The organism is Burkholderia savannae, assembly GCF_001524445.2.
GTDB classification, from domain to species: Bacteria; Pseudomonadota; Gammaproteobacteria; order Burkholderiales; family Burkholderiaceae; genus Burkholderia; species Burkholderia savannae.
Genome location: NZ_CP013417.1, coordinates 971697 through 995068 on the forward strand (window position 1 = coordinate 971697; position 23372 = coordinate 995068).

General features: G+C 66.0%; 21 protein-coding genes, 1 other RNA gene and 1 pseudogene. 17 read left to right on the forward strand and 6 right to left on the reverse strand.

The window, feature by feature from the left end; translation table 11 throughout:
- Positions 1-80: 80 nt before the first annotated feature.
- Together WS78_RS04885 and WS78_RS04890 are read left to right on the forward strand one after the other, a co-directional pair.
- Positions 81-1187, forward strand: coding sequence for a substrate-binding domain-containing protein (locus tag WS78_RS04885; RefSeq protein WP_059584535.1), 1107 nt, complete (start codon positions 81-83; stop codon positions 1185-1187).
- Positions 1188-1289: 102 nt separating this feature from the next.
- Positions 1290-1553 (forward strand): hypothetical protein, encoded by a 264-nt coding sequence (locus tag WS78_RS04890; RefSeq protein ID WP_038745619.1) that lies wholly within the window; start codon positions 1290-1292, stop codon positions 1551-1553.
- Positions 1554-1757: 204 nt separating this feature from the next.
- Here the strand turns inward: WS78_RS04890 and WS78_RS04895 are convergent, their stop codons facing one another.
- The 6 genes from WS78_RS04895 to ompA all read right to left on the reverse strand — a co-directional run bounded on the left by WS78_RS04895 (position 1758) and on the right by ompA (position 6060).
- Complete coding sequence (locus WS78_RS04895; RefSeq protein WP_038745617.1) at positions 1758-2402, reverse strand: class I SAM-dependent methyltransferase; 645 nt, start codon at positions 2400-2402, stop codon at positions 1758-1760.
- A gap of 117 nt (positions 2403-2519) precedes the next feature.
- Positions 2520-3182, reverse strand: a complete 663-nt coding sequence (locus WS78_RS38150) for a tyrosine-type recombinase/integrase (RefSeq protein WP_394335876.1) — start codon at positions 3180-3182, stop codon at positions 2520-2522.
- A 208-nt stretch (positions 3183-3390) separates the two neighbouring features.
- Positions 3391-3760: a transfer-messenger RNA gene (ssrA, locus tag WS78_RS04905) on the reverse strand.
- 6 nt (positions 3761-3766) lie between these two features.
- Complete coding sequence (gene gph / locus WS78_RS04910) at positions 3767-4492, reverse strand: phosphoglycolate phosphatase (protein WP_059584542.1); 726 nt, start codon at positions 4490-4492, stop codon at positions 3767-3769.
- A gap of 25 nt (positions 4493-4517) precedes the next feature.
- Positions 4518-5216 (reverse strand): bifunctional 2-polyprenyl-6-hydroxyphenol methylase/3-demethylubiquinol 3-O-methyltransferase UbiG, encoded by a 699-nt coding sequence (gene ubiG / locus WS78_RS04915; RefSeq protein ID WP_038745611.1) that lies wholly within the window; start codon positions 5214-5216, stop codon positions 4518-4520.
- A gap of 169 nt (positions 5217-5385) precedes the next feature.
- A complete protein-coding gene (ompA, locus tag WS78_RS04920) occupies positions 5386-6060 on the reverse strand; it encodes an outer membrane protein OmpA (RefSeq protein ID WP_006025709.1) in 675 nt (224 codons plus the stop codon).
- Positions 6061-6570: 510 nt separating this feature from the next.
- Between ompA and gyrA the strand changes: the two genes are divergently transcribed.
- From gyrA to WS78_RS04995, 15 genes and pseudogenes are all read left to right on the forward strand, one after another.
- Positions 6571-9174 (forward strand): DNA gyrase subunit A, encoded by a 2604-nt coding sequence (gene gyrA, locus WS78_RS04925; protein ID WP_038745609.1) that lies wholly within the window; start codon positions 6571-6573, stop codon positions 9172-9174.
- Between the two features lie 99 nt (positions 9175-9273).
- Positions 9274-9870, forward strand: a complete 597-nt coding sequence (locus WS78_RS04930; protein WP_038745665.1) for a DUF2059 domain-containing protein — start codon at positions 9274-9276, stop codon at positions 9868-9870.
- Positions 9871-10038: 168 nt separating this feature from the next.
- A complete protein-coding gene (gene serC, locus WS78_RS04935; RefSeq protein WP_038745607.1) occupies positions 10039-11121 on the forward strand; it encodes a 3-phosphoserine/phosphohydroxythreonine transaminase in 1083 nt (360 codons plus the stop codon).
- A gap of 33 nt (positions 11122-11154) precedes the next feature.
- On the forward strand, positions 11155-12237 hold the full coding sequence (pheA, locus tag WS78_RS04940) for a prephenate dehydratase (protein WP_038745605.1): 1083 nt from the start codon (positions 11155-11157) through the stop codon (positions 12235-12237).
- A gap of 132 nt (positions 12238-12369) precedes the next feature.
- Positions 12370-13248 (forward strand): annotated as a pseudogene (locus tag WS78_RS38155) (prephenate dehydrogenase/arogenate dehydrogenase family protein); the annotation flags it as partial.
- A gap of 153 nt (positions 13249-13401) precedes the next feature.
- A complete protein-coding gene (gene aroA, locus WS78_RS38160) occupies positions 13402-14706 on the forward strand; it encodes a 3-phosphoshikimate 1-carboxyvinyltransferase (RefSeq protein WP_038745663.1) in 1305 nt (434 codons plus the stop codon).
- A gap of 16 nt (positions 14707-14722) precedes the next feature.
- Positions 14723-15409, forward strand: coding sequence for a cytidylate kinase CmK (gene cmK, locus WS78_RS04955; protein WP_059584545.1), 687 nt, complete (start codon positions 14723-14725; stop codon positions 15407-15409).
- 142 nt (positions 15410-15551) lie between these two features.
- Complete coding sequence (gene rpsA / locus WS78_RS04960) at positions 15552-17264, forward strand: 30S ribosomal protein S1 (protein ID WP_038745601.1); 1713 nt, start codon at positions 15552-15554, stop codon at positions 17262-17264.
- 22 nt (positions 17265-17286) lie between these two features.
- Complete coding sequence (locus WS78_RS04965) at positions 17287-17610, forward strand: integration host factor subunit beta (protein ID WP_038745600.1); 324 nt, start codon at positions 17287-17289, stop codon at positions 17608-17610.
- 222 nt (positions 17611-17832) lie between these two features.
- Positions 17833-18126 carry a LapA family protein gene (locus tag WS78_RS04970; RefSeq protein WP_004195986.1) on the forward strand — a complete coding sequence of 98 codons (294 nt, stop codon included), beginning with the start codon at positions 17833-17835 and terminating at the stop codon, positions 18124-18126.
- A gap of 52 nt (positions 18127-18178) precedes the next feature.
- Entirely contained in the window at positions 18179-19348 is a 1170-nt protein-coding gene (gene lapB / locus WS78_RS04975) for a lipopolysaccharide assembly protein LapB (RefSeq protein ID WP_059584549.1), read from the forward strand.
- Between the two features lie 101 nt (positions 19349-19449).
- Entirely contained in the window at positions 19450-20853 is a 1404-nt protein-coding gene (locus tag WS78_RS04980; protein WP_059584551.1) for a UDP-glucose dehydrogenase family protein, read from the forward strand.
- Entirely contained in the window at positions 20819-21808 is a 990-nt protein-coding gene (gene rfaE1 / locus WS78_RS04985) for a D-glycero-beta-D-manno-heptose-7-phosphate kinase (RefSeq protein ID WP_059584553.1), read from the forward strand. The genes WS78_RS04980 and rfaE1 overlap by 35 nt, the downstream gene beginning before the upstream one ends.
- Positions 21809-21866: 58 nt before the next feature.
- Positions 21867-22859, forward strand: a complete 993-nt coding sequence (rfaD, locus tag WS78_RS04990; RefSeq protein WP_038745594.1) for an ADP-glyceromanno-heptose 6-epimerase — start codon at positions 21867-21869, stop codon at positions 22857-22859.
- A 71-nt stretch (positions 22860-22930) separates the two neighbouring features.
- Entirely contained in the window at positions 22931-23248 is a 318-nt protein-coding gene (locus WS78_RS04995; protein ID WP_038745592.1) for a ComEA family DNA-binding protein, read from the forward strand.
- Positions 23249-23372: the final 124 nt, after the last annotated feature.

Sequence of the window (23372 nt, forward strand, 5' to 3'; positions counted from 1 at the left end):
CAAACAGACTTTGAGATATTGATATGAGTCAACGATAAATCGATAGAATGACGGCTGCAATAGGAAACGGGATTGCATAAATGATTCGAGTCGAATGCGACGCGCATTTGATCGTGCGCGACAACGGCGGCCGCACCGCGAGCCTGACTGATGTGGCACCGCTTCTCGAACTCGTCGCGGCGACGGGCAGCATCGCGCAGGCGGCCGAGGCGAAAGGGCTGTCGTACCGGCACGCGTGGGGGCTTCTGCGCGCGCTCGAGGCGTGCGTCGGCGGCGCGCTGATCGAGACCGTGCGCGGCAAGGGCTCGTCGCTGTCCGAACTCGGGCAGGCGGTCGTCGCTGCGCAGCGCCTCGCGGGCGAGCGCCTCGACGGCAACCTGCGCGCGCTCGCCGCCGAGGTCGCGAGCGGGCTGAACCGGCGGCTCGTGCGGCACGCGGGCGCGCTGCGGATTCATGCGTCGCACGGCTACGCGGTCGCGGCGCTCGTGTCAGCGCTCGTCGAAGCCGGCTCGCCCGTCGACATCAAGTACCGCGAGAGCGTCGAGGCAATGCGCGCGCTCGCGGGCGGCGAATGCGATCTGGCGGGGTTTCACCTGCCGCGCGGCGTGTTTCGCGCGCACTGCGCGCAGATCTACCGGCCGTGGCTCGACGATGCCGATCACGTGCTGATTCATCTGACGCGCCGCAAGCAGGGCCTGTTCGTGTCGCGCGGCAACCCGAAGCGGATCGAGGGCCTCGCCGACCTCGCGCGCGGCGACATCCGCTTCGTCAACCGGCAGCCGGGCTCCGGCACGCGGATGCTGCTCGATCTCGCGCTGCGCGACATCGGCATCGATCCGGAGCGGATCGACGGCTACGCATCGGCGGAGCTGACGCATTCGGCGATCGCCGCGTTCGTCGCGAGCGGGATGGCGGATCTCGGCTTCGGCGTCGAGCCTGCCGCGCGCCATTTCGGCCTCGATTTCATACCGATCGTCGACGAGGACTATTACTTCGCGTGCGAGCGCTCGCGGCTCGGCGATGCGCCGCTCGCGGGCGCGCTTTCGCTGCTGCGAGACGACGGCTACCACGCCGCCGTCGCGCGGCTCGACGGCTATGATCCGGGCGCGTGCGGCACGCTCGTCGACGTGGCGGCGGGCCTCGCGGGCACCGCCGACGGCGCGCGCGCGAGCGGTCACGGACGGTAACGAAGCGGGTATGCGAGCGGCGCTGCAAGGCGCGCGCATTTGCGTTACGCTTGCCGCTTACTTTCGTATGAGCCAAAGCGCCGACCGGCGCCCGACACACCGATGAAGCTCCTGACCCATCTCGCCGTCGCGTCCGCCGCCGCGGGCGCGCTCGCCGTGGCCGCGACGGTCGCGTTCGCGCAGAACTCGCCCGGCGTGCCGGGCGGCATCCTGAATGACCAGTTCCGGCTGAACGAGCATCCGCAGATGCAGTTCGCCGCGTCGGCGCCGTCGAAAAAATATCAGAGCGGCAAGAAATCGGATCTGCGCAGGAAGGGCGACATAGGCGATCCGAACGGCTGCAACCTGAAGTGCCCGATGAATTGACGGCGCTCTTGCGCGGCGCCGACCGAGGTGGCCGCGCGAGATGCGCGGCGGATGCACGCCGGCCGCGCAGCGCATCCGGCGGGCATGCGTGGCACGACGCATGAGATCGCCCGCTGACGAACGAAGCGAGGACAGGCGAACGAAGCGAGGACAGGCGAACGCGAACGCCGTAAGCGACGGCGCCGGCTCGCCGCCGGCATGACGTCAAGCGGCCGTCGAGGGCGGCCGCGCGCCCGGCCACGCATGGCCGATCGGCGACGGGGAACCCCAGAAGTCCGCACAGCGCTGCAGCCGGTAGACGGCCGCGGGCGGCACGTTCGCCCATGCGATGCCGATGCGCTCCGCGCGAATGCCGATCGCCGCGAGCCGGCTTGCGGGAATCGGGCAGCGAGGCAGATAGGTGAACTGATAGAACGCGCCGCCCGGGCCGAGGTGCATCGCGAATGCGCCATGCACGATCGCAACCGCCTGCTCGACGGGCATCGCGACGAGCGGCAGGCCACTGACGACGGCGCTCGCACGCGCGTCGCCGAACAGGCCGCGCGTGATGCCGAGTTCGGCCGCATCCATGTTCATGACCCGCAGGTCGGGAAAGCGGCGACGCAGCGTCGCGGCGAACGCCGGATCGGCTTCGACGAGCACGAGCCGCTCGGCGGCGACGCCGCGCGACAGCAACTCACGCGTGAAGACGCCCGTGCCCGCGCCGAGTTCGATCACGCGCGCGCTGTCGCCGGGAATCTGGGCGGTCATCAGCATGGCGAGCGCGGGACCGGACGGCGCGAGCGCGCCGACCTGACGGGGATTGCGCAGCCATGCACGCAGGAAGAGCGCGAGTTCGGGAATCCGCATGGTTGGTTCCAGGGGAATTGAGCGGCAAGCTGTCACGGCGCCGTTCCGATGAAATCGGCTTCGGCTTTGCGACCGGCAAGCTAGCCTGCCACGATCAAAAACACAGGCCATCGTGTATTACCCGCTGTGTTGCGCTGGCGCATGCCGCGCATTGCCAACGCGAATCGGCCGCGACGCGGTCGATCGGATCTGGCGAAGAGGCCGGATGCGGACGAAGGGCGGCACGCGCGGAATGCGCCGCTCGCGCCGACGATCGACGAAAGCGCGGCGCGAGACTATCGCGGCAAAAAAAAGCCCTTGCGGAACAAGGGCTTCGGGGTATTCGGTGGGGCGCAGGATGTCGAGTACGTCAGGCGGCGTCAGGTTCGCCATTGGCTTGCCGCCGATCCACGGGAAGGCGTCCACCTCTAGGCGGCGCAAGATACGGTCTCCGTGACTGTCCGACCATGTGGGCGCGTATTTCGCGTGCCACTCGCGCGCGATGGCTTCGAACCAGTGTTCCGCGTTGAGACGCTGGGTGCGCTTCTCGGCTTTCTTGGCTTCGCCTGGATCAATGTTCGCCGCCAGTTTTTCGCGTACGGCATCCCGCTTTTTGCGCGCTTCTACCAGCGAAACTTCCGGATAGGTGCCAAACGCCAAGCTCTTCTCTCTGCCGCCGAATCGATATTTCAAGACCCATCGCTTTCGCCCTGCTGGGGTGACAAGCAGGAACAGTCCGCCGCTGTCGAATAGCTTCTGCTGTTTTTTCCATGGGCTTGGCGCGGCGGATCGCCATATCAGTCAGTGCCATGCGCGTTCCTTTGCTGGCTGAGGATGAATGGGGTTTGGGGGTTGTCGATTGATGGAGGGCTGGAGAGCCCCCAGAAAAACCCCCGGTTTGGGGTTGTTTCTACCGGACAACGTTGGGCGTAGTTTGCAATAAAAAACCCCGCGAAGCCAAGCTGGGCGGGGTTTTCTGGGTAAAGACGGGTGACGCTAGGCAGGAAAATGGTGGAGGCGGCGGGAATCGAACCCGCGTCCAGAAGCGGTCCACGACCAGTTCTACATGTTTAGTTCTGTCTTTTGATTTAACCGTGACGTCGCGGACGAACACGCTCCGTTGCGGCGATTCACTAAGTTTTCGACCCGGCCGTCGTGACGCCGGCAAGGCTTAACTGACGTATATGACCTCTGTCGGTATTGCTACCGGTCTTGCGACACTAGCCCGTCAGTGAACTAGGCAGAGGACGGCGGCCCTTAGGCTGCCAGTGCGAACGTATCGTCGTTTGCAGTTACGTTTTTCCCATTGATTAACGAGGTGACGGGTCCTCGACATGCCCTAGCCGCTTCACAACCCCTGTCGAAACCAGGTCGCCCCCAGCGGATTACACATTATAGCGCAACGCGCGCAGCAATCGCTCCAGTTCGTCCGTTGTCTCGACGAGATGCTGCGCTTGCCACTCGGCGGGCACGGCGCTGTCGCCGCAATAGCCGTACGCGGCCGCCACCGTTGGCATCCCGGCCGCGCTGCCTGCCTGGATGTCGCGCAGGTCGTCGCCGACGTACACGATCCGCGCGGGCGCGAGCGACAGCCGCTGCGCCGCGTACAGCAGCGGCGCCGGATGCGGCTTCGGGTGCGACGCCGTGTCGCCGCTGACGACGCACGCCGCGCGCCCGGCGAGGCCGAGCAGTTCGACGAGCGGATCGGTGAACCGCGCGGCCTTGTTCGTCACGATGCCCCAGCGCACGCCGCGCGCGTCGAGCGCGTCGAGGAGCGCGCCGATGCCCGGAAAGAGCGTCGTCTGCACGCACAGGTCGGTCGCGTAGTTCGCGAGGAATTCGTCGCGCAGCGCATCGTATTCCACGTCCGCCGGCGCGATGCCGAACGCGCCGCCGATCAGGCCGCGGGCGCCCGCCGATGCGAGCGGACGCAGCGCGTCGAGCGGCGTTTGTGCGACGCCGCGCGAGCGCTGCATCTTGTTGACTGCGGCGGCGAGGTCGGGTGCGGTGTCGGCGAGCGTGCCGTCGAGATCGAACAGCACGGCTTCGCATGCATCGAGGCGCGGCTCGTCGGTCGGCGACGCGGCGAAGGAGGGCGAGGATGAGCTCATGGACGAGATCGAAACGGGTGGCGGGTCAGGCGCTGCGGCGGCATGCGAGGAGATAGTTGACGTCGGTGTCGTTCGACAGCGTGAAACGCTTCGCGAGCGGGTGATACGTGATGCCCTTGATCTCGACGGTCTGCAGATCGGCTGCGCGCACGAAGCGTGCGAGCTCGGATGGCCGGATGAAGCGCGCGTAGTCGTGCGTGCCCTTCGGCAGCATCTGCGCGATGTACTCGGCGCCGATCACGGCGAGCAGGTACGACTTCAGGTTGCGGTTCAGCGTCGAGAAGAACACCCAGCCGCCCGGCTTCACGAGCGTCGCGCATGCGGCGACGATGTTCGCGGGCGACGGCACGTGCTCGAGCATCTCCATGCACGTGACGACGTCGTACGTGCCCGGTTCGCGCGCGGCGAGCGCTTCGGCCGCGATCGCCTCGTAATCGACGGTCACGCCGCTCTCGAGGCTGTGCAGATCGGCGACGCCGAGCGCTTCCGTCGAGAGATCGATGCCCTTGACCTGCGCGCCGAGCGACGCCATCGATTCGGACAGGATGCCGCCGCCGCAGCCGATGTCGACGATGCGCTTGCCCGGCAGATGCGCATGCGCGTCGATCCAGTTCAGACGCACCGGATTGAGGTCGTGCAGCGGCTTGAATTCGGCGTTCGGGTCCCACCATTTGTGGGCGAGGTCGCTGAATTTCTGGAGTTCGTGCGGATCGGCGTTCGTCATGTCGGCAAGCGGATGCGGGAAAGAGGGTGGCGGCGCGCCCGTCAAGCCACGAGTATATAAGCTAAGCGGGCGAGGTCGCCAGGAACGCGGCCGAGCGATGTCCGGGCCGCGTCAATGAAAAAGCCCCGCCGAAGCGGGGCTTTTGAAGCAGATGCGATCGATCCGCGGCTTACTGCGCCGGAACGGTCGTCTTCTGCACTTCCTGCGTACCAACCACTTCGACTTCCACGCGGCGGTCCGGTGCGAGGCAGGCGATGAGCTGCTTGCGGTTCTTCTGCTTGCAGGTGTTGCCCGTGACCGGGTTGCGCTTGCCCTTGCCTTCCGTGTAAACCTTGTTCGCCGGAACGCCCTTGCTGACAAGGTACGACTTGACGGCTTGCGCACGGCGCAGCGACAGACGGTCGTTGTACTTGTCCGAACCGATGCGGTCGGTGTAGCCCGTGGCGACGACCACTTCCACGTTCATGCCTTGGATCTTCGAGGCCAGTTCGTCAAGCTTCTGCTTGCCGGCCGGCTTCAGGATGGCCTTGTCGAAGTCGAACAGCGTATCGGCTTGGTACGTAATCTTCTGGCTCGTGATGACCGGAGCAGCCGGTGCAACCGGGGCCGGTGCCGGTGCCTGGGCGACCAGTGCGCCATCGCACTTCGCGTTGGCGGTGGCCGGCGTCCAGAACGCATCGCGCCAGCAGAGCTCGTTCGTGCCGTTCATCCACACCCATTCGCCCGTGCCATTCACCCAGTTGTCATTCACGGCTTGACGCGACGCCGGCACCGACTGTGCCGAAGCGGATGCAGCCATAACTGCGGTAGCTGCAATGAACGCGAGCTTTGAAAGTTTATTCATATTTCTCCTCTCGAAATTGAGATTACCGCAGGTTTACTGCGAGCCTGTTGACGATGACAAGTCATACATTGCTCGAAGTATAACATTGGTGCGGCACAAAAAACGCGGCACCGCTCTGTGTAGACTTCGAGCAGCGTCTAACTTTCAGTGCGTTGGCATTTTGCCATATCGTTCCCTTCCCACGAAAAAAAATCCTCCCCACCCTAAGATCGGTCTATCGATTGTGGCGCGAGTGCAACACCGCTTGCCGCATGTTTTGAAAATTGTCAAGTCTGTTGGCGGGGAATTGCAGATTTTTTGAAATGCGAACCTTTCGTTGATCGTTTTGTGTTTTTTTGTGCGTGCGGCGGGGCGGGGTGGCGGCGAAGCGGCCGCGCGAGTTTCGCCATTCTTATATAGAGGGGCCGCGTTGGGGCGGGTTGGGGCGCATGTTAGAATCGCACGTTGCGTCGCGCGAGCGGCGCCCACGCGAAAGGCGGCCCCGTCTTCGCTCCGAAAAGATACGGATACATGGATCAATTCGCCAAAGAGACCCTGCCCACCTCCCTCGAGGAGGAAATGCGCAAGTCGTATCTCGATTACGCCATGAGCGTGATCGTCGGACGTGCCCTTCCGGATGTCCGCGATGGCTTGAAGCCCGTGCACCGGCGCGTGCTGTTCGCAATGCACGAACTGAACAACGACTGGAACCGGCCTTACAAGAAGTCCGCGCGTATCGTCGGCGACGTGATCGGTAAGTACCACCCGCACGGCGACACCGCGGTCTACGACACGATCGTCCGGATGGCCCAGGACTTCTCGCTGCGCTACATGCTCGTCGACGGCCAGGGCAACTTCGGCTCCGTCGACGGCGACAACGCGGCCGCGATGCGCTACACCGAAATCCGGATGGCCAAGATCGGCCACGAGCTGCTCGCGGACATCGACAAGGAAACCGTCGACTTCGGCCCGAACTACGACGGCAGCGAGACGCAGCCGCTCATCCTGCCGTCGCGGATTCCGAACCTCCTCATCAACGGTTCGTCGGGGATCGCGGTCGGCATGGCCACCAACATTCCGCCGCACAACCTGAACGAGGTCGTCGACGCGTGCCTGTATCTGCTGAACAATCCGCAGGCGAGCGTCGACGAGCTGATCGAGATCATCCCCGCGCCGGATTTCCCGACGGCCGGCATCATCTACGGCGTCGCGGGCGTGCGCGACGGCTATCGCACGGGGCGCGGCCGCGTCGTGATGCGCGCGACGACGCACTTCGAGGAGATCGACCGCGGCCAGCGGATGGCGATCATCGTCGACGAGCTGCCGTACCAGGTCAACAAGCGCTCGCTGCTCGAGCGCATCGCCGAGCTCGTCAACGAGAAGAAGCTCGAGGGCATCTCCGACATCCGCGACGAGTCCGACAAGAGCGGCATGCGCGTCGTGATCGAGCTCAAGCGCGGCGAAGTGCCCGAGGTCGTGCTGAACAACCTCTACAAGGCGACGCAGCTGCAAGACACGTTCGGCATGAACATGGTCGCGCTCGTCGACAACCAGCCGAAGCTCCTCAATCTGAAGGAAATCCTGCAGTGCTTCCTGTCGCATCGACGCGAAGTGCTGACGCGGCGCACGGTCTACGAGCTGCGCAAGGCGCGCGAACGCGGCCACGTGCTCGAGGGCCTCGCCGTCGCGCTCGCGAACATCGACGAGTTCATCGCGATCATCAAGGCCGCGCCGACGCCGCCGATCGCGAAGCAGGAACTGATGGCGAAGTCGTGGGATTCGTCGCTCGTGCGCGAGATGCTGACGCGCGCCGAGACGGAGAACGCTGCGGCGGGCGGGCGCGACGCGTACCGCCCGGAAGGCTTGAGCCCGGCGTTCGGCATGCAGGGCGACGGCCTCTACAGGCTGTCCGATACGCAGGCGCAGGAAATCCTCCAGATGCGCCTGCAGCGTCTGACGGGCCTCGAGCAGGACAAGATCATCGGCGAATACCGCGACGTGATGGCGCAGATCGCCGATCTGCTCGACATTCTCGCGCGGCCCGAGCGGATCACCGTGATGATCAGCGAGGAGCTGAACGCGGTGAAGGCCGAGTTCGGCGACGCGCGCCGCTCGAAGATCGAGCTGAACGCGACCGAGCTGAATACGGAAGACTTGATCACGCCGCAGGACATGGTGGTGACGATGTCGCACGCGGGCTACGTGAAGTCGCAGCCGCTGTCGGAATATCGCGCGCAGAAGCGCGGCGGCCGCGGCAAGCAGGCGACGCAGATGAAGGAAGACGACTGGATCGAGACGCTCTTCATCGCGAACACGCACGACTACATCCTGTGCTTCTCGAACCGCGGCCGCGTGTACTGGGTCAAGGTCTACGAGGTGCCGCAGGGCTCGCGCAACTCGCGCGGCCGTCCGATCGTCAACATGTTCCCGCTGCAGGACGGCGAGAAGATCAACGTCGTGCTGCCCGTCAAGGAATTCTCGGCCGACAAGTACGTGTTCATGACGACGGCCTTGGGCACCGTCAAGAAGACGCCGCTCGAAGCGTTCAGCCGGCCGATGAAGAAGGGCATCATCGCGGTCGGCCTCGACGAGGGCGACTACCTGATCGGCGCGGCGATCACCGACGGCGCGCACGACGTGATGCTGTTCTCCGACGCCGGCAAGGCGGTGCGCTTCGACGAGAACGACGTGCGTCCGATGGGCCGCGAGGCGCGCGGCGTGCGCGGGATGCAGCTCGACGAAGGTCAGCAGGTGATCGCGATGCTCGTCGCGGGCAGCGAGGAGCAATCGGTGCTGACCGCGACCGAGAACGGTTTCGGCAAGCGCACGCCGATCACCGAGTACACGCGCCACGGCCGCGGCACGAAGGGGATGATCGCGATCCAGACGTCCGAGCGCAATGGTCGCGTGGTGGCCGCTACGCTCGTCGACGCCGAGGATCAGATCATGCTGATCACCACGGCGGGCGTGTTGATCCGCACGCGCGTGTCGGAGATCCGCGAGATGGGACGGGCGACGCAAGGTGTTACACTCATCAGTCTCGATGAAGGCACCAAGCTTTCGGGTCTGCAGCAGATCGCCGAGGCGGATGCCGATCCCGACGACGACGACGCGTCGGAGGGCGGCGACGCCTGAGCCGGTTGTGACCGTCGAGCCGCCGCCCGGCGCGCACGCAAAGATGCGGCGTGACGGGCGCGGCGTATAAACTGTGCATATTTCCATGAGGGAGTGATGATGCAAAAACGATTCAAGCAACTGGTCCTGCTGGCAGCGATGGTTCCGGCGTTCGCGATGGCTCAGTCGCTGTCGAACCAGACTTCGGCTCCGGCGGCCGCTGCTCCGATCGACGCAGACAAGAAGGCGGCGATCAAGGATCTGCTCGACGCGATCGACGCGCCGAAGCTCGTCGCGGCCATCGCGAACAGCGCCGAGATGCAGTCGAAGCAGCTCGTGCCGGCGATCCTGTCGGACGCGCTGTCGGAGAACAAGACGCTGAACGACAAGCAAAAGCAAGCCGCCGTGCCGACGCTGCAAAAGAATGCGGTGCCGAAGCTCGTCGACGGCGCGGGCAAGGTGTTCGGCACGCAGCAGTTCACGAACGACGCGATGCAGGCTCAGTACGACGCGTACGCGAAGTACTACAGCACGTCGGAGATCAAGGATCTGACGACGTTCTACAAGAGCCCGACGGGCCGCAAGTTCATCCAGGTTCAGGATCAGGTCGGCCGCGACGTCGTGAACGGCCTGATGCAGAAGTACATGCCGCAGGCGATCAAGGCGACGCGCGACCAAGCCGACAAGGAAGTCGCGACGGTCAAGCCGGGCAAGTAAGCCGCGCCGGCTGAGGCCCGCCGGCCGGGGCGTTCGCCGCCCGGGTTTGGCGGGTTCGTCAGGACAGTGCGATAATGGCCGTTTGCGCGACAGCGCAAGCGGCCATTTCCTTTTCCCGCGCGGCTTTCGGCGGATCGAGGCGGCCGCGTCCCTTCCGAGGTTCTCACGATGCGCGTCTTTAATTTCTCCGCCGGTCCCGCGGCGATGCCCGAGGAAGTGCTGCGCCAGGCGGCCGCCGAAATGCTCGACTGGAACGGCAGCGGCATGAGCGTGATGGAAATGAGCCATCGCGGCAAGGAATTCATGTCGATCCACGAGGCGGCGCTTGCCGATCTGCGCGAGCTGCTCGACGTGCCCGCGAACTACCGGATACTGTTCCTGCAGGGCGGAGGGATCGCCGAGAACGCGATCGTGCCGATGAACCTGCTCGGTTCGCGGACGACGGCCGACTTCATCGTCACGGGCTCGTGGTCGCAGAAGTCGTTCAACGAGGCGAAGAAATACTGCGCGCCGCATCTCGCCGCGACGGGCAAGACGGAAGCGGGCTTCACGCGCGTGCCGGCGTTCTCCGAATGGCAAATGTCCGACGATCCGGCGTACGTGCACCTGTGCACGAACGAGACGATCGACGGCGTCGAGACGTTCGACATCCCCGATCTCGGCAACGTGCCGCTCGTCGCCGACGTGTCGTCGCACATCCTGTCGCGTCCGATCGAGATCGAGAAGTACGGCGCGATCTTCGGCGGCGCGCAGAAGAACATCGGGATGGCGGGCGTGACGCTCGTGATCGTCCGCGAGGATCTGCTCGACCGCGCGCTGTCGATCTGCCCGTCGGCGTTCGAGTGGAAGACGGTCGCGCTCAACAATTCGCTGTACAACACGCCGCCCACCTACGCGATCTACATCGCGGGCCTCGTGTTCAAGTGGCTGAAGGCGCAAGGCGGCCTTGCCGAGATCGAGAAGCGCAACATCGAAAAATCGAAGCTGCTGTACGACGCGATCGACGCGGGCAGCTTCTATCTGAACAAGGTCGAGAAGTCGGCGCGTTCGCGGATGAACGTGCCGTTCTTTCTTGCCGACGAATCGCGCAACGAAGACTTCCTTGCCGGCGCAAAAGAGCGCGGGCTGCTGCAGTTGAAGGGCCACAAGTCCGTCGGCGGCATGCGGGCGTCGATCTATAACGCGGTGCCGCTCGCGGGCGTGCAGGCGCTCGTCGAGTACATGAGAGATTTCGAGCGGCGATGCGCGTGACGCGCGCCGCTCCCTAAGCACGCTTGTCAATTCATGGACGACGAACTCAATACCCGCCTGAAGCCTTTGCGCGAGCGCATCGACGCGATCGATGCGCAGCTGATCGCGCTGCTGAACCAGCGCGCGGCGGTCGCGCTCGAGGTCGGCGAGGTCAAGAAGCACTTCAACGCGCCCGTGTTCCGGCCGGAGCGCGAGCAGCAGGTGATCACGCGCTTGCAGGACATGAGCGGCGGGCCGCTCGCGAGCGAGCACATCAGCGCGATCTGGCGCGAGATCATGGCGGCGAGCCGTGCGCTCGAGCAGACGATTCACGTCGCGTTCCTGGGGCCTGTCGGCACGTACAGCGAACAGGCGATGTTCGACTACTTCGGCCATTCGATCGAGGGGCTGCCTTGCCCGTCGATCGACGAAGTGTTCCGCTCGGTCGAGGCGGGCGCCGTGGCATTCGGCGTCGTGCCGGTCGAGAACTCGTCGGAAGGCGCGGTGTCGCGCACGCTCGATCTGCTGCTGCACACGCAGTTGCTGATCGGCGGCGAGCTGTCGCTGCCGATTCATCACAACCTGCTCACGCAGACGGGCACGCTCGACGGCGTGAAGCGTGTCTGCGCGCATGCGCAGGCGCTCGCTCAGTGCCAGCACTGGCTCGCCGCGAACGCGCCGCATCTCGAGCGGCAGGCCGTCTCGAGCAACGCGGAAGCCGCGCGCCTCGCGGCCGACGACGCGACGGTCGCCGCGATCGCGGGCGACCGCGCAGCGACGCACTACCGGCTGCAGATCGCGTATGCGCTGATCCAGGACGATCCGCACAACCGCACGCGCTTCGCCGTGATCGGCAAGGAGCCGGCGGGGCAGAGCGGGCACGACCAGACGTCGCTCATCGTGTCGGTGAAGAACGAGCCGGGCGCGGTGTTCAAGCTGCTCGAGCCGCTCGCGCGGCACGGCGTGTCGATGACGCGCTTCGAATCGCGCCCGGCGCGGGTCGGCACGTGGGAGTATTACTTCTACATCGACATCGAAGGGCATCGCGACGACGACGCCGTCAAGGCCGCGCTCGCGGAGCTCGGCAAGAAGGCGGCATTCCTGAAGATTCTCGGTTCGTATCCGCGCGCGCGGTGAAGCGCATCGCGTTGCGTTGCGCGGGCCGGCGCGGCCTGCTTCGGCCGCATCGGCCGAAGCGGCGCGCGGCGGCAGGTTCACGGCTGAACGGCTTGCCGCAGCGAGGCGGCGCATGGCTCTTCGCGCTTGCGAATGTGCGGCGCGCCGGGCCGGCGGCCGTTCGATATTGACCCTCGCGCGCCCGGGCCTGGCCCGGACGCGCGTTACTTGGCTCTCGTCGTGTCAGGCTTTTCTTTCGACAAACTGGTGATTTTCGGCGTCGGGCTGATCGGCGGCTCGCTCGCGCTCGCGTTGCGCGAAGGCGCGTCGGGCGGCAGGCGCGAGGTGGTCGGCGTCGGCCGCTCGACGGCGTCGATCGAGCGCGCGCTCGCATTGCGCGTGATCGACCGCGCGGCGGCGCTCGACGACGACGCGCAACTGCGCGACGCGCTCGCGGGCGCGGATCTCGTGCTGCTCGCCGCGCCCGTCGCGCAGACGGGCGCGCTTCTTGCGCGGATCGCGCGGTTTCTCGACGCGTCGACGATCGTCACCGACGCGGGCAGCACGAAGTCGGACGTCGTCGCGGCCGCGCGCGCGGCGCTCGGCGCGCGGATCGGCCAGTTCGTGCCGGGCCACCCGATCGCGGGGCGCGAATCGAGCGGCGTCGACGCGGCGCTCGCCGATCTGTACGTCGGCCGCAACGTCGTGCTGTGCGCATTGCCGGAGAACGCGCCGGACGCTCTCGCGCGGGTCGAAGCGATGTGGCGCGCGGCGCGCGCCGACGTGCGCGCGATGAGCGCCGAGCAGCACGACCGCGTGTTCGCGGCGGTGAGCCATCTGCCGCACGTGCTGTCGTTCGCGCTCGTCGAGCAGATTCTCGGCGAATCCGATGCCGAGCTGAAATTCTCGTACGCGGCGGGCGGCTTCCGCGACTTCACGCGCATCGCCGCGTCGAGCCCGGAAATGTGGCGCGACGTGTGTCTCGCGAACCGCGCGGCGCTCCTCGACGAGCTCGACGCCTACACGCGCGTGCTCGCACGGCTGCGCGCGGCGATCGACGCGGGCGACGGCGCCGCGCTCGAAACCGTGTTCGCGCGCTCGCGCGCGGCGCGCTCGGCGTGGCGCGAGCGCGGCGCGAAACCCGCATCCGCTGTCCGTTCAGCTATCCCTGCAACAGGATTTCACATGGAACATCTCGATCTCGGCCCGTTCTCCCATGCGCAAGGCACGGTGCGCCTGCCCGGCTCGAAGAGCATCTCGAATCGCGTGCTGCTGCTCGCGGCGCTCGCGGAGGGCGAGACGACCGTCACGAACCTGCTCGATTCCGACGATACGCGCGTGATGCTCGACGCGTTGACGAAGCTCGGCGTGAAGCTGTCGCGCGACGGCGACACCTGCGTCGTCGGCGGCACGCGCGGCGCGTTCACCGCGAGAACCGCGGATCTCTTCCTCGGCAACGCGGGCACGGCGGTGCGGCCGCTGACGGCGGCGCTCGCGGTGAACGGCGGCGACTACCGGATTCACGGCGTGCCGCGGATGCACGAGCGTCCGATCGGCGATCTCGTCGACGGGCTGCGCCAGATCGGCGCGCGGATCGACTATGAAGGCAGCGAGGGCTTTCCGCCGCTCAGGATTCGGCCCGCGACGATCTCGGTCGACGCGCCGATCCGCGTGCGCGGCGACGTGTCGAGCCAGTTCCTGACCGCGCTCTTGATGACGCTGCCGCTCGTGAAGGCGAAGGACGGCGCAAGCATCGTCGAGATCGAGGGTGAGCTGATCTCGAAGCCGTACGTCGAGATCACGATCAAGCTGATGGCGCGCTTCGGCGTGACGGTCGAGCGCGACGGCTGGCAGCGCTTCACGGTGCCGTCGGGCGTGCGCTACCGGTCGCCCGGCGCGATCATGGTCGAGGGCGACGCATCGTCGGCGTCGTACTTCCTCGCGGCGGGTGCGCTGGGCGGCGGGCCGTTGCGCGTCGAGGGCGTCGGCCGCGCGAGCATCCAGGGCGACGTCGGCTTCGCGAATGCGCTGATGCAGATGGGCGCGAACGTGACGATGGGCGACGACTGGATCGAAGTGCGCGGCATCGGCCACGACCACGGCAGGCTCGCGCCGATCGACATGGATTTCAACCTGATTCCGGACGCCGCGATGACGATCGCGGTCGCCGCGCTCTTCGCCGACGGCGCGAGCACATTGCGCAACATCGGCAGCTGGCGCGTGAAGGAAACCGACCGGATCGCCGCGATGGCGACCGAGCTGCGCAAGGTCGGCGCGACGGTCGAGGAGGGCGCCGACTATCTCGTCGTGACGCCGCCCGCGCAGCTCACGCCGAACGCGGCGATCGACACCTACGACGACCACCGGATGGCGATGTGCTTCTCGCTCGTGAGCCTGGGCGGGGTGCCCGTGCGCATCAACGATCCGAAGTGCGTCGGCAAGACGTTCCCCGACTATTTCGACCGTTTCCTGGCGCTCGCGAAGGCGTGACGCCCGTATTGACCCGATGAAATCGACTCGACCTTTTCACCCGACCCCAGTTATCACGATCGACGGCCCGACGGCATCCGGCAAGGGCACCGTCGCGGCGCTCGTCGCCGCGCACCTCGGTTTTCACCTGCTCGACAGCGGCGCGTTGTACCGGCTCGCGGCGCTCGCGAGCATCCGCTATCAGGTCGAGCCCGACGACGTCGACGCGCTTGCAAAGCTGGTCGACGGCCTCCACATCACGTTCCGCGAGGGTTGCGCGCAGCTCGACGGCGTCGACGTGTCCGACGCGATCCGCGCGGAGGCGGTCGGCAACCGGGCGTCGGCGATCGCCGTCCACGCGCCCGTGCGCGCGGCGCTCGTCGCGCGGCAGCGCGCGTTTCGCAAGACCCCCGGGCTCGTCGCGGACGGCCGAGACATGGGGACCGTGATCTTCCCGGACGCGGTGCTGAAGGTGTTCCTGACGGCAAGCGTTGAGGCGCGCGCCGCGCGCCGGCATAAGCAATTGATGCAAAAAGGTTTTTCTGCTAATATGAATAACTTGCTCCAGGATTTGCGCGAACGCGACGCGCGCGACAGCAATCGCGCCGCCGCGCCGCTCAAGCCTGCGGCAGACGCCAAGCCCCTCGACACGTCGGCCTTGACGATCGAGCAATCGGTCGCACAGGTGCTCGCGTGGTATCGGGAGCTCGGCCAGCCCGCCTGATCGGGGGCGAAAGCGCAGTAGGTGCTTCGCGCGTCGCGCGAAGCGTGTGTTAAACCCTTACCCCGTGTGGATTCGCGGGCGCGTCGCCAGCCGTTGCGGCCGGCGCGGGCGGTAGAGCGAAACCACGCACAAACCGATTTTTATGTCCGACCTGCAAACCTCCAACCCGAATACCGAATCCTTCGCGGCTCTGTTCGAAGAGTCGCTGACCCGCCAAGACATGCGCGCCGGCGAAGTGATCTCCGCCGAAGTCGTGCGTGTCGACCACAACTTCGTGGTCGTCAATGCCGGTCTCAAGTCCGAGGCCTACATTCCGATCGAGGAATTCCTGAACGATCAGGGCGAGGTTGAGGTTCAGGCGGGCGATTTCGTTTCCGTCGCGATCGACGCGCTGGAAAACGGCTACGGCGACACGATCCTGTCGCGCGACAAGGCGAAGCGTCTCGCTTCGTGGCTGTCGCTGGAAAAGGCTCTCGACAACAACGAACTCGTGACCGGCACGATCACGGGCAAGGTCAAGGGCGGCATGACCGTGATGGTCAACGGCATCCGCGCGTTCCTGCCGGGTTCGCTCGTCGACACGCGTCCCGTCAAGGACACGACCCCGTACGAAGGCAAGACGCTCGAGTTCCGCGTGATCAAGCTCGACCGCAAGCGTAACAACGTCGTGCTGTCGCGCCGCGCGGTGATCGAAGCCACGCAAGGCGAAGAGCGCGCGAAGCTGCTCGAGACGCTGAAGGAAGGCGCGATCGTCAACGGCGTGGTCAAGAACATCACCGACTACGGCGCATTCGTCGACCTCGGCGGCATCGACGGCCTGCTGCACATCACCGACATCGCATGGCGCCGCGTGCGTCACCCGAGCGAGGTTCTGTCGGTCGGCCAGGAAGTCACCGCGAAGATCCTCAAGTTCGACCAAGAGAAGAACCGCGTCTCGCTCGGCATCAAGCAGCTCGGCGACGATCCGTGGGAAGGCATCTCGCGCCGCTACCCGTCGGGCACGCGCCTGTTCGGCAAGGTCACGAACATCACCGACTACGGCGCGTTCGTCGAAGTGGAATCGGGCATCGAAGGCCTCGTCCACGTGTCGGAAATGGACTGGACCAACAAGAACGTCGCTCCGTCGAAGGTCGTTCAGCTCGGCGACGAAGTCGAAGTCATGGTCCTCGAGATCGACGAAGACCGTCGTCGTATCAGCCTCGGCATGAAGCAGTGCAAGCCGAATCCGTGGGATGACTTCAGCCGCAACTTCAAGAAGGGCGACAAGATCACGGGCGCGATCAAGTCGATCACCGACTTCGGCGTGTTCATCGGTCTGCCGGGCGGCATCGACGGCCTCGTCCACCTGTCGGACCTGTCGTGGAGCGAAGCTGGCGAAGAAGCGGTTCGCAAGTACAAGAAGGGCGACGAAGTCGAGGCGATCGTGCTCGGCATCGACGTCGAGAAGGAGCGCATCTCGCTCGGCATCAAGCAGCTCGAAGGCGATCCGTTCAGCAACTACGTCGCGATGAACGACAAGGGCTCGATCGTCGACGGCGTCGTGAAGTCGGTCGATGCGAAGGGCGCGGTCATCACGCTCACGCCGGACGTCGAAGGCTACCTGCGTGCGTCGGAAATCTCGCAGGATCGCGTCGAAGACGCACGCAACGTGCTGAAGGAAGGCGACAAGGTCAACGCGATGGTGATCAACATCGATCGCAAGTCGCGCGGCATCAACCTGTCGATCAAGGCGAAGGATTCGGCCGAGCAGCAGGAAGCGATGCGCGGCCTGCAAGCCGATTCGAGCGCCGCTGCGACGGGCACGACCAACCTCGGCGCGCTGCTGAAGGCGAAGCTCGACGGCCAGAACCAGTAAGCCTCGCGAGGTCTGCTGAAGTATGACCAAATCCGAGTTGGTCGCCCAGCTGGCATCGCGATTTCCGCAGCTCGTGTTGAAGGATGCGGATTTCGCGGTGAAAACGATGCTCGATGCGATGTCCGACGCCTTGTCGAAAGGGCATCGCATCGAAATTCGCGGCTTCGGCAGCTTCGGTCTGAACCGCCGTCCGGCGCGCGTCGGACGCAATCCGAAGTCGGGCGAGAAAGTGCAGGTGCCTGAGAAGTACGTGCCGCACTTCAAGCCCGGCAAGGAATTGCGCGAGCGCGTCGACGGCCGTGCCGGCGAGCCGTTGAAGAACGACGAGCCGGAAAGCGGCGAGTGACGGTTCCGCCGCGGTCGATGCCGAACCAGCATGGCTGAAAGAAAGCGCCCCTCGCGGGCGCTTTTTCTTTGGCGCGCCGCGCGCGTTTCGCGAAGCGTGTCAAGCGCCGGCACAAGCGATTCACGAAGCGCGAAACGCTTCCTTTACAATACGGGGCGCCTGAAGCGCTGCGAAGGGGAGTCGCACGCGCTGCCGAACAATCTCAGTCAAAGAGAGGGAGTCATGAAGTTCATCGTCTGGTTGATCCGTGTGCTGGTGTTCGTGCTGCTGCTGGTGCTTGCGCTGGCCAATACGCAAAGCGCCACGCTGAATTTTCTAGCCGGGTACAACTGGCAGGCTCCGCTGATCCTGATCGGCCTCGCGTTCTTCGGCGTCGGGCTGATCGCGGGTTTGTTGTCTGCGCTGCCCGCGATTTTCCGGATGCGGATGGAGAACGGCCGCCTGAAGCGCGACTTGCGCGCTGTGCGCGAGAACCCGGCCGTCGTCGACCAGCCGCCGATGCCGCCCGTCATTTAACGATGCCGACGCCGTGCACGATGCGCGGCCCAGGTTTTTTTCGACACGTCGCATGGATCTCGATTTCTGGTGGCTGCTCGCCATTCCCGTTGCGTTCGCGCTCGGCTGGATGGCGTCGCGCTACGACCTCAACAAGCTGCTGTCCGAGAGCGCGAATCTGCCGCGTTCGTATTTCCGCGGCCTGAACTTCCTGCTGAACGAACAGCCGGATAAAGCCATCGACGCGTTCATCGAAGTCGCGAAGCTCGATCCCGAAACGGTCGAGCTGCACTTCGCGCTTGGCAACCTGTTTCGCCGTCGAGGCGAGACGGACCGCGCGATTCGCGTCCATCAGAACCTGCTGAGCCGCAACGATCTGCCCGTGAACGAGCGCGATCACGCGCTCTTCGAACTCGGGCAGGATTTCCTGAAGGCGGGCCTGCTCGACCGCGCGGAAGAGGCGTTCCACAAGCTCTCCGAAGGCGACTACGCGCTCGACGCGCAGCGCGCGCTCCTCACGATCTATGAGATCGAAAAGGACTGGAACAAGTCGATCGACACCGCGACGCGAATCGAATCGATGGGCGCGCCGCGCCTTGCGACGGAGATCTCGCAATTCCATTGCGAGCTCGCGCAGGACGCGCTGCTGCGCAAGAACGCCGAACTCGCGGCCGGGCATCTGCGCGACGCGCTCGCGGTGAATCCGCAGAACGCGCGTGCGACGATCCTGTCGGGCGACGCTGCCGCCGCAGCGAGCGACCATCTCGCGGCGATCGAGCACTGGCGCCGGATCGAGACGCAGAATCCCGCGTACCTGCCGCTCGTCGCCGACAAGCTGATGAAATCCTACGTGGCGCTCGATCGGGCGGCCGACGGCGCCGATCTGCTGACGGACTACGCGCGGCGCTATCCGTCGAACGATCTGCTCGACGTCGTCTATCAGTACGTCGCGCAGATGCGCGGCAACGGCGCCGCGCACGCGCTCGCGCGCTCGCAGATGGAAAAGGCGCCGAATCTGTCCGGCATGCTGCACTTGCTCGATGCGCAGATCGCCGCGGCCGACGAGCCCCGCCGCGCCGAGCTCGAAATGATGCGCACGCTCGTCAAGCAGCGCACCAAAAATTTGCCACGATATACATGCCAGAATTGCGGTTTCCGGGCGCGCCTCTTCTATTGGCAGTGCCCCGGATGCAGCGGATGGGAAACCTATGCGCCGCGGCGCGTCGAGCCCGCCGTTGCGTAGCGGGGCAGTAATGGGGCAGGCCGCGCCAGCCGGCGTGACATCGCCGGCGCGGGCCTGAACCGGGCGGACGCCGTCCGCTCGAGCGAATCATCGGAATACTTATGAAGATCACCATCATCGGCACGGGCTATGTGGGCCTCGTCACCGGCGCGTGTCTCGCCGAGATCGGCCACGACGTGTTCTGTCTCGACGTCGATCCCCGCAAGATCGACATCCTGAACAACGGCGGCATGCCGATTCACGAGCCCGGGCTGCAGGAAATCATCGCGCGCACGCGCGCCGCGGGCCGCATCACGTTTTCGACGGACGTCGAGGCGAGCGTCGCGCACGGCGAGATCCAGTTCATCGCGGTCGGCACGCCGCCCGACGAGGACGGCTCCGCCGATCTTCAATACGTGCTCGAGGCGGCGCGCAACATCGGCCGTCACATGGCGGGCTACAAGGTGATCGTCGACAAATCGACGGTGCCCGTCGGCACCGCGCAGCGCGTGCGCGCCGTGATCGACGAGGCGCTTGCCGCGCGCGGCCTTGCCGGCAGCGCCGGGCATCGCTTCTCGGTCGTGTCGAACCCCGAGTTCCTGAAGGAGGGCGCGGCCGTCGACGATTTCATGCGGCCCGACCGGATCATCATCGGCGTCGACGACGACGAAGCGGGCGCGATCGCCCGCGAGAAGATGAAAAAGCTCTACGCGCCGTTCAACCGCAATCACGAGCGGACGATTTACATGGACGTGCGCTCGGCCGAATTCGCGAAGTACGCGGCGAATGCGATGCTCGCGACGCGCATCTCGTTCATGAACGAGATGTCGAATCTCGCGGATCGCGTCGGCGCCGACATCGAGGCGGTGCGGCGCGGGATCGGCTCCGATCCGCGGATCGGCTATCACTTCCTGTACGCGGGCGTCGGCTACGGCGGCTCGTGCTTCCCGAAGGACGTGCAAGCGCTCATCCGCACCGCGAGCGAAAACGGCCAGCCGCTCAAGATCCTCGAGGCGGTGGAGGAAGTGAACCACGCGCAGAAGAACGTGCTGCTCGGCAAGATCGAGCAGCGTTACGGCGCCGATCTGACGGGCCGCACGTTCGCCGTCTGGGGGCTCGCGTTCAAGCCGAACACCGACGACATGCGCGAAGCGCCGAGCCGGCGCCTGATCGCGTCGCTGCTCGCGCGCGGCGCGACGGTGCGCGCGTACGATCCGGTCGCGATCGACGAGGCGCGGCGCGTGTTCGCGCTCGACCTGCACGATGCGCCCGACGCGCTCGCGCGGATCGCGTTCGTCGACTCGGCCGACGATGCGCTCGCAGGCGCGGACGCGCTCGTCATCGTCACCGAATGGAAGGAATTCAAGAGCCCGGATTTCTCGCATCTGAAGGCGGTGCTGAAGGCGCCCGCGATCTTCGACGGCCGCAACCTGTACGAACCCGATGCGATGGCCGAACTCGGCATCGATTACCACGCGATTGGACGCCCCTATGTCGAGCCCGTCTCTTCCTCCGCGCGCGGATAAGCGCGCGCCGCTCGCCGCCTCGGCGAGCGGCGTGCCGCGCGAGCAGATTGCGAAATCGCGCGTGCTCGTGGTCGGCGACGTGATGCTCGACCGCTACTGGTTCGGCAACGTCAACCGGATCTCGCCCGAGGCGCCCGTCCCCGTCGTGCACGTGCAGCGGCAGGAGGAGCGGTTGGGCGGCGCGGCGAACGTGGCGCGCAACGCGGTGACGCTCGGCGGCCAGGCAGGCCTTCTGTGCGTCGTCGGCGGCGACGAGCCGGGCGAGCGGCTCGTCGAGCTGCTCGGCGAAAGCGGCGTGACGCCGTATCTCGAGCGCGATCCGTCGCTGCCGACGACGATCAAGCTGCGCGTGCTCGCGCAGCAGCAGCAATTGCTGCGCGTCGACTTCGAGGCGGCGCCGACGCACGAAGTGCTGCTCGCGGGGCTCGCGCGCTTCGACGCGCTGCTGCCTTCGTACGACGTCGTGCTGATGTCGGACTACGCGAAGGGCGGGCTCACGCACGTGACGACGATGATCGCGAAGGCGCGCGCGGCGGGCAAGCCCGTGCTCGTCGATCCGAAGGGCGCCGATTGGGCGCGCTATCGCGGCGCGTCGCTGATCACGCCGAACCGCGCGGAGCTGCGCGAAGTTGTCGGGCAGTGGACGTCCGAGGACGACCTGCACGCGCGCGTGACGAAGCTGCGCGCCGAGCTCGCGCTCGACGCGCTGCTGCTCACGCGCTCGGAGGAGGGGATGACGCTCTTCTCGAACGACGGCGAGCTGCACGTGAGCGCGCTTGCGCGCGAGGTGTACGATGTGTCGGGCGCGGGCGACACGGTGATCGCGACCGTCGCGACGATGCTCGGCGCGGGGCTGCCGCTCGTCGAGGCGGTCGTGCTCGCGAATCGCGCGGCGGGCATCGTGGTCGGCAAGCTCGGCACCGCGACCGTCGAGTACGACGAACTGTTTCATTGAACGGCGCATGGCGCGCGCTGCCGCGCGCCGTGTGCCCATTTTCATCGGTAGGACGATCATGACCCTCATCGTTACCGGCGCGGCCGGCTTCATCGGCGCGAACATCGTCAAGGCGCTGAACGAGCGCGGCGAGACGCGCATCATCGCGGTCGACAATCTGACGCGCGCGGACAAGTTCAAGAACCTCGTCGATTGCGAGATCGACGATTATCTCGACAAGACCGAATTCGTCGAGCGCTTCGCGCGCGGCGAATTCGGCAAGGTGCGTGCGGTGTTCCACGAAGGCGCGTGTTCGGACACGATGGAACACGACGGCCGCTACATGATGGACAACAATTTCCGCTACAGCCGCGCGGTGCTCGACGCGTGCCTCGCGCAGGGCGCGCAGTTCCTGTACGCGTCGTCGGCGGCGATCTACGGCGGCTCGACGCGCTTCGTCGAGGAGCGCGAGGTCGAGGCGCCGCTGAATGTCTACGGCTATTCGAAGTTCCTGTTCGACCAGGTGATTCGCCGCGTCTTGCCGAGCGCGAAGAGCCAAATCGCGGGCTTTCGCTATTTCAACGTGTACGGGCCGCGCGAGTCGCACAAGGGCCGGATGGCGTCGGTCGCGTTCCACAACTTCAACCAGTTCCGCGCCGAGGGCAAGGTCAAGCTGTTCGGCGAATACAACGGTTACGGCCCGGGCGAGCAGACGCGCGATTTCGTGTCGGTGGAGGACGTCGCGAGGGTGAACCTGTATTTCTTCGACCATCCGGAGAAATCGGGCATCTTCAATCTCGGCACCGGCCGCGCGCAGCCGTTCAACGACATCGCGACGACGGTGGTCAACACGTTGCGCGCGCTCGAAGGCAAGCCCGCGCTCACGCTTGGCGAGCAGGTGGACGCGGGCCTCGTCGAATACGTGCCGTTCCCGGACGCGCTGCGCGGCAAGTACCAGTGCTTCACGCAGGCCGACCAGACGAAGCTGCGCGCGGCGGGCTACGATGCGCCGTTCCTGACGGTGCAAGAGGGCGTCGACCGTTACGTGCGTTGGCTGTTCGGCCAGCTTTGAGAGGCGCGCCCGCATCCTTAGACTGGATCTCACGGTCGGCAGCCGCCGGCCGTTTTTCTACGGAGATCCAGATGCTGAAGAAACTTCTCGCGACGGTCGCGCTGTGCGCCGCGGCCGCGCACGGATGGGCTGCCGTCGACGTCAACGCCGCGAACGACGATGCGCTTCGCGGCATCAGGGGCATCGGCCCGGCGAAGGCCAAGGCGATCATCGACGAGCGGAGCGCACACGGCCCGTACAAGGATGCGGCCGATCTCTCGCGCAGGGTGAAGGGCATGGGCGGCAAGACGGTCGAGCGCTTGCAGGCCGAAGGCCTCGCGATCGGCGCGGCGCGTGCGCCCGCCGCATCCGCGGCGCCGCAGAAAGCGGCGGCCGCCGGCAAGAAATAATCCGGGCTGCTGACGATTCCGGCGCCGACGATCCCGCGGTCGAGCGATCGCACGGTCGGCGGCAACGGCGATGTCTCCTTCAGGCGCTGCTTCGGCGGCGAATTCCCGCGGCGCACGCCGCGGG

Coding starts and splice junctions, on each gene's coding strand:
- rfaE1 (WP_059584553.1), top strand. CDS start 20,819: ATGTCGAGCCCGTCTCTTCCTCCGCGCGCGGATAAGCGCGCGCCGCTC.
- rpsA (WP_038745601.1), top strand. CDS start 15,552: ATGTCCGACCTGCAAACCTCCAACCCGAATACCGAATCCTTCGCGGCT.
- WS78_RS04995 (WP_038745592.1), top strand. CDS start 22,931: ATGCTGAAGAAACTTCTCGCGACGGTCGCGCTGTGCGCCGCGGCCGCG.
- ubiG (WP_038745611.1), bottom strand. CDS start 5,216: ATGACGAACGCCGATCCGCACGAACTCCAGAAATTCAGCGACCTCGCC.
- WS78_RS04890 (WP_038745619.1), top strand. CDS start 1,290: ATGAAGCTCCTGACCCATCTCGCCGTCGCGTCCGCCGCCGCGGGCGCG.
- cmK (WP_059584545.1), top strand. CDS start 14,723: ATGAAATCGACTCGACCTTTTCACCCGACCCCAGTTATCACGATCGAC.
- gph (WP_059584542.1), bottom strand. CDS start 4,492: ATGAGCTCATCCTCGCCCTCCTTCGCCGCGTCGCCGACCGACGAGCCG.
- WS78_RS04965 (WP_038745600.1), top strand. CDS start 17,287: ATGACCAAATCCGAGTTGGTCGCCCAGCTGGCATCGCGATTTCCGCAG.
- rfaD (WP_038745594.1), top strand. CDS start 21,867: ATGACCCTCATCGTTACCGGCGCGGCCGGCTTCATCGGCGCGAACATC.
- pheA (WP_038745605.1), top strand. CDS start 11,155: ATGGACGACGAACTCAATACCCGCCTGAAGCCTTTGCGCGAGCGCATC.
- WS78_RS04970 (WP_004195986.1), top strand. CDS start 17,833: ATGAAGTTCATCGTCTGGTTGATCCGTGTGCTGGTGTTCGTGCTGCTG.
- aroA (WP_038745663.1), top strand. CDS start 13,402: ATGGAACATCTCGATCTCGGCCCGTTCTCCCATGCGCAAGGCACGGTG.
- WS78_RS04885 (WP_059584535.1), top strand. CDS start 81: ATGATTCGAGTCGAATGCGACGCGCATTTGATCGTGCGCGACAACGGC.
- serC (WP_038745607.1), top strand. CDS start 10,039: ATGCGCGTCTTTAATTTCTCCGCCGGTCCCGCGGCGATGCCCGAGGAA.
- lapB (WP_059584549.1), top strand. CDS start 18,179: ATGGATCTCGATTTCTGGTGGCTGCTCGCCATTCCCGTTGCGTTCGCG.
- WS78_RS04895 (WP_038745617.1), bottom strand. CDS start 2,402: ATGCGGATTCCCGAACTCGCGCTCTTCCTGCGTGCATGGCTGCGCAAT.
- gyrA (WP_038745609.1), top strand. CDS start 6,571: ATGGATCAATTCGCCAAAGAGACCCTGCCCACCTCCCTCGAGGAGGAA.
- ompA (WP_006025709.1), bottom strand. CDS start 6,060: ATGAATAAACTTTCAAAGCTCGCGTTCATTGCAGCTACCGCAGTTATG.
- WS78_RS04980 (WP_059584551.1), top strand. CDS start 19,450: ATGAAGATCACCATCATCGGCACGGGCTATGTGGGCCTCGTCACCGGC.
- WS78_RS04930 (WP_038745665.1), top strand. CDS start 9,274: ATGCAAAAACGATTCAAGCAACTGGTCCTGCTGGCAGCGATGGTTCCG.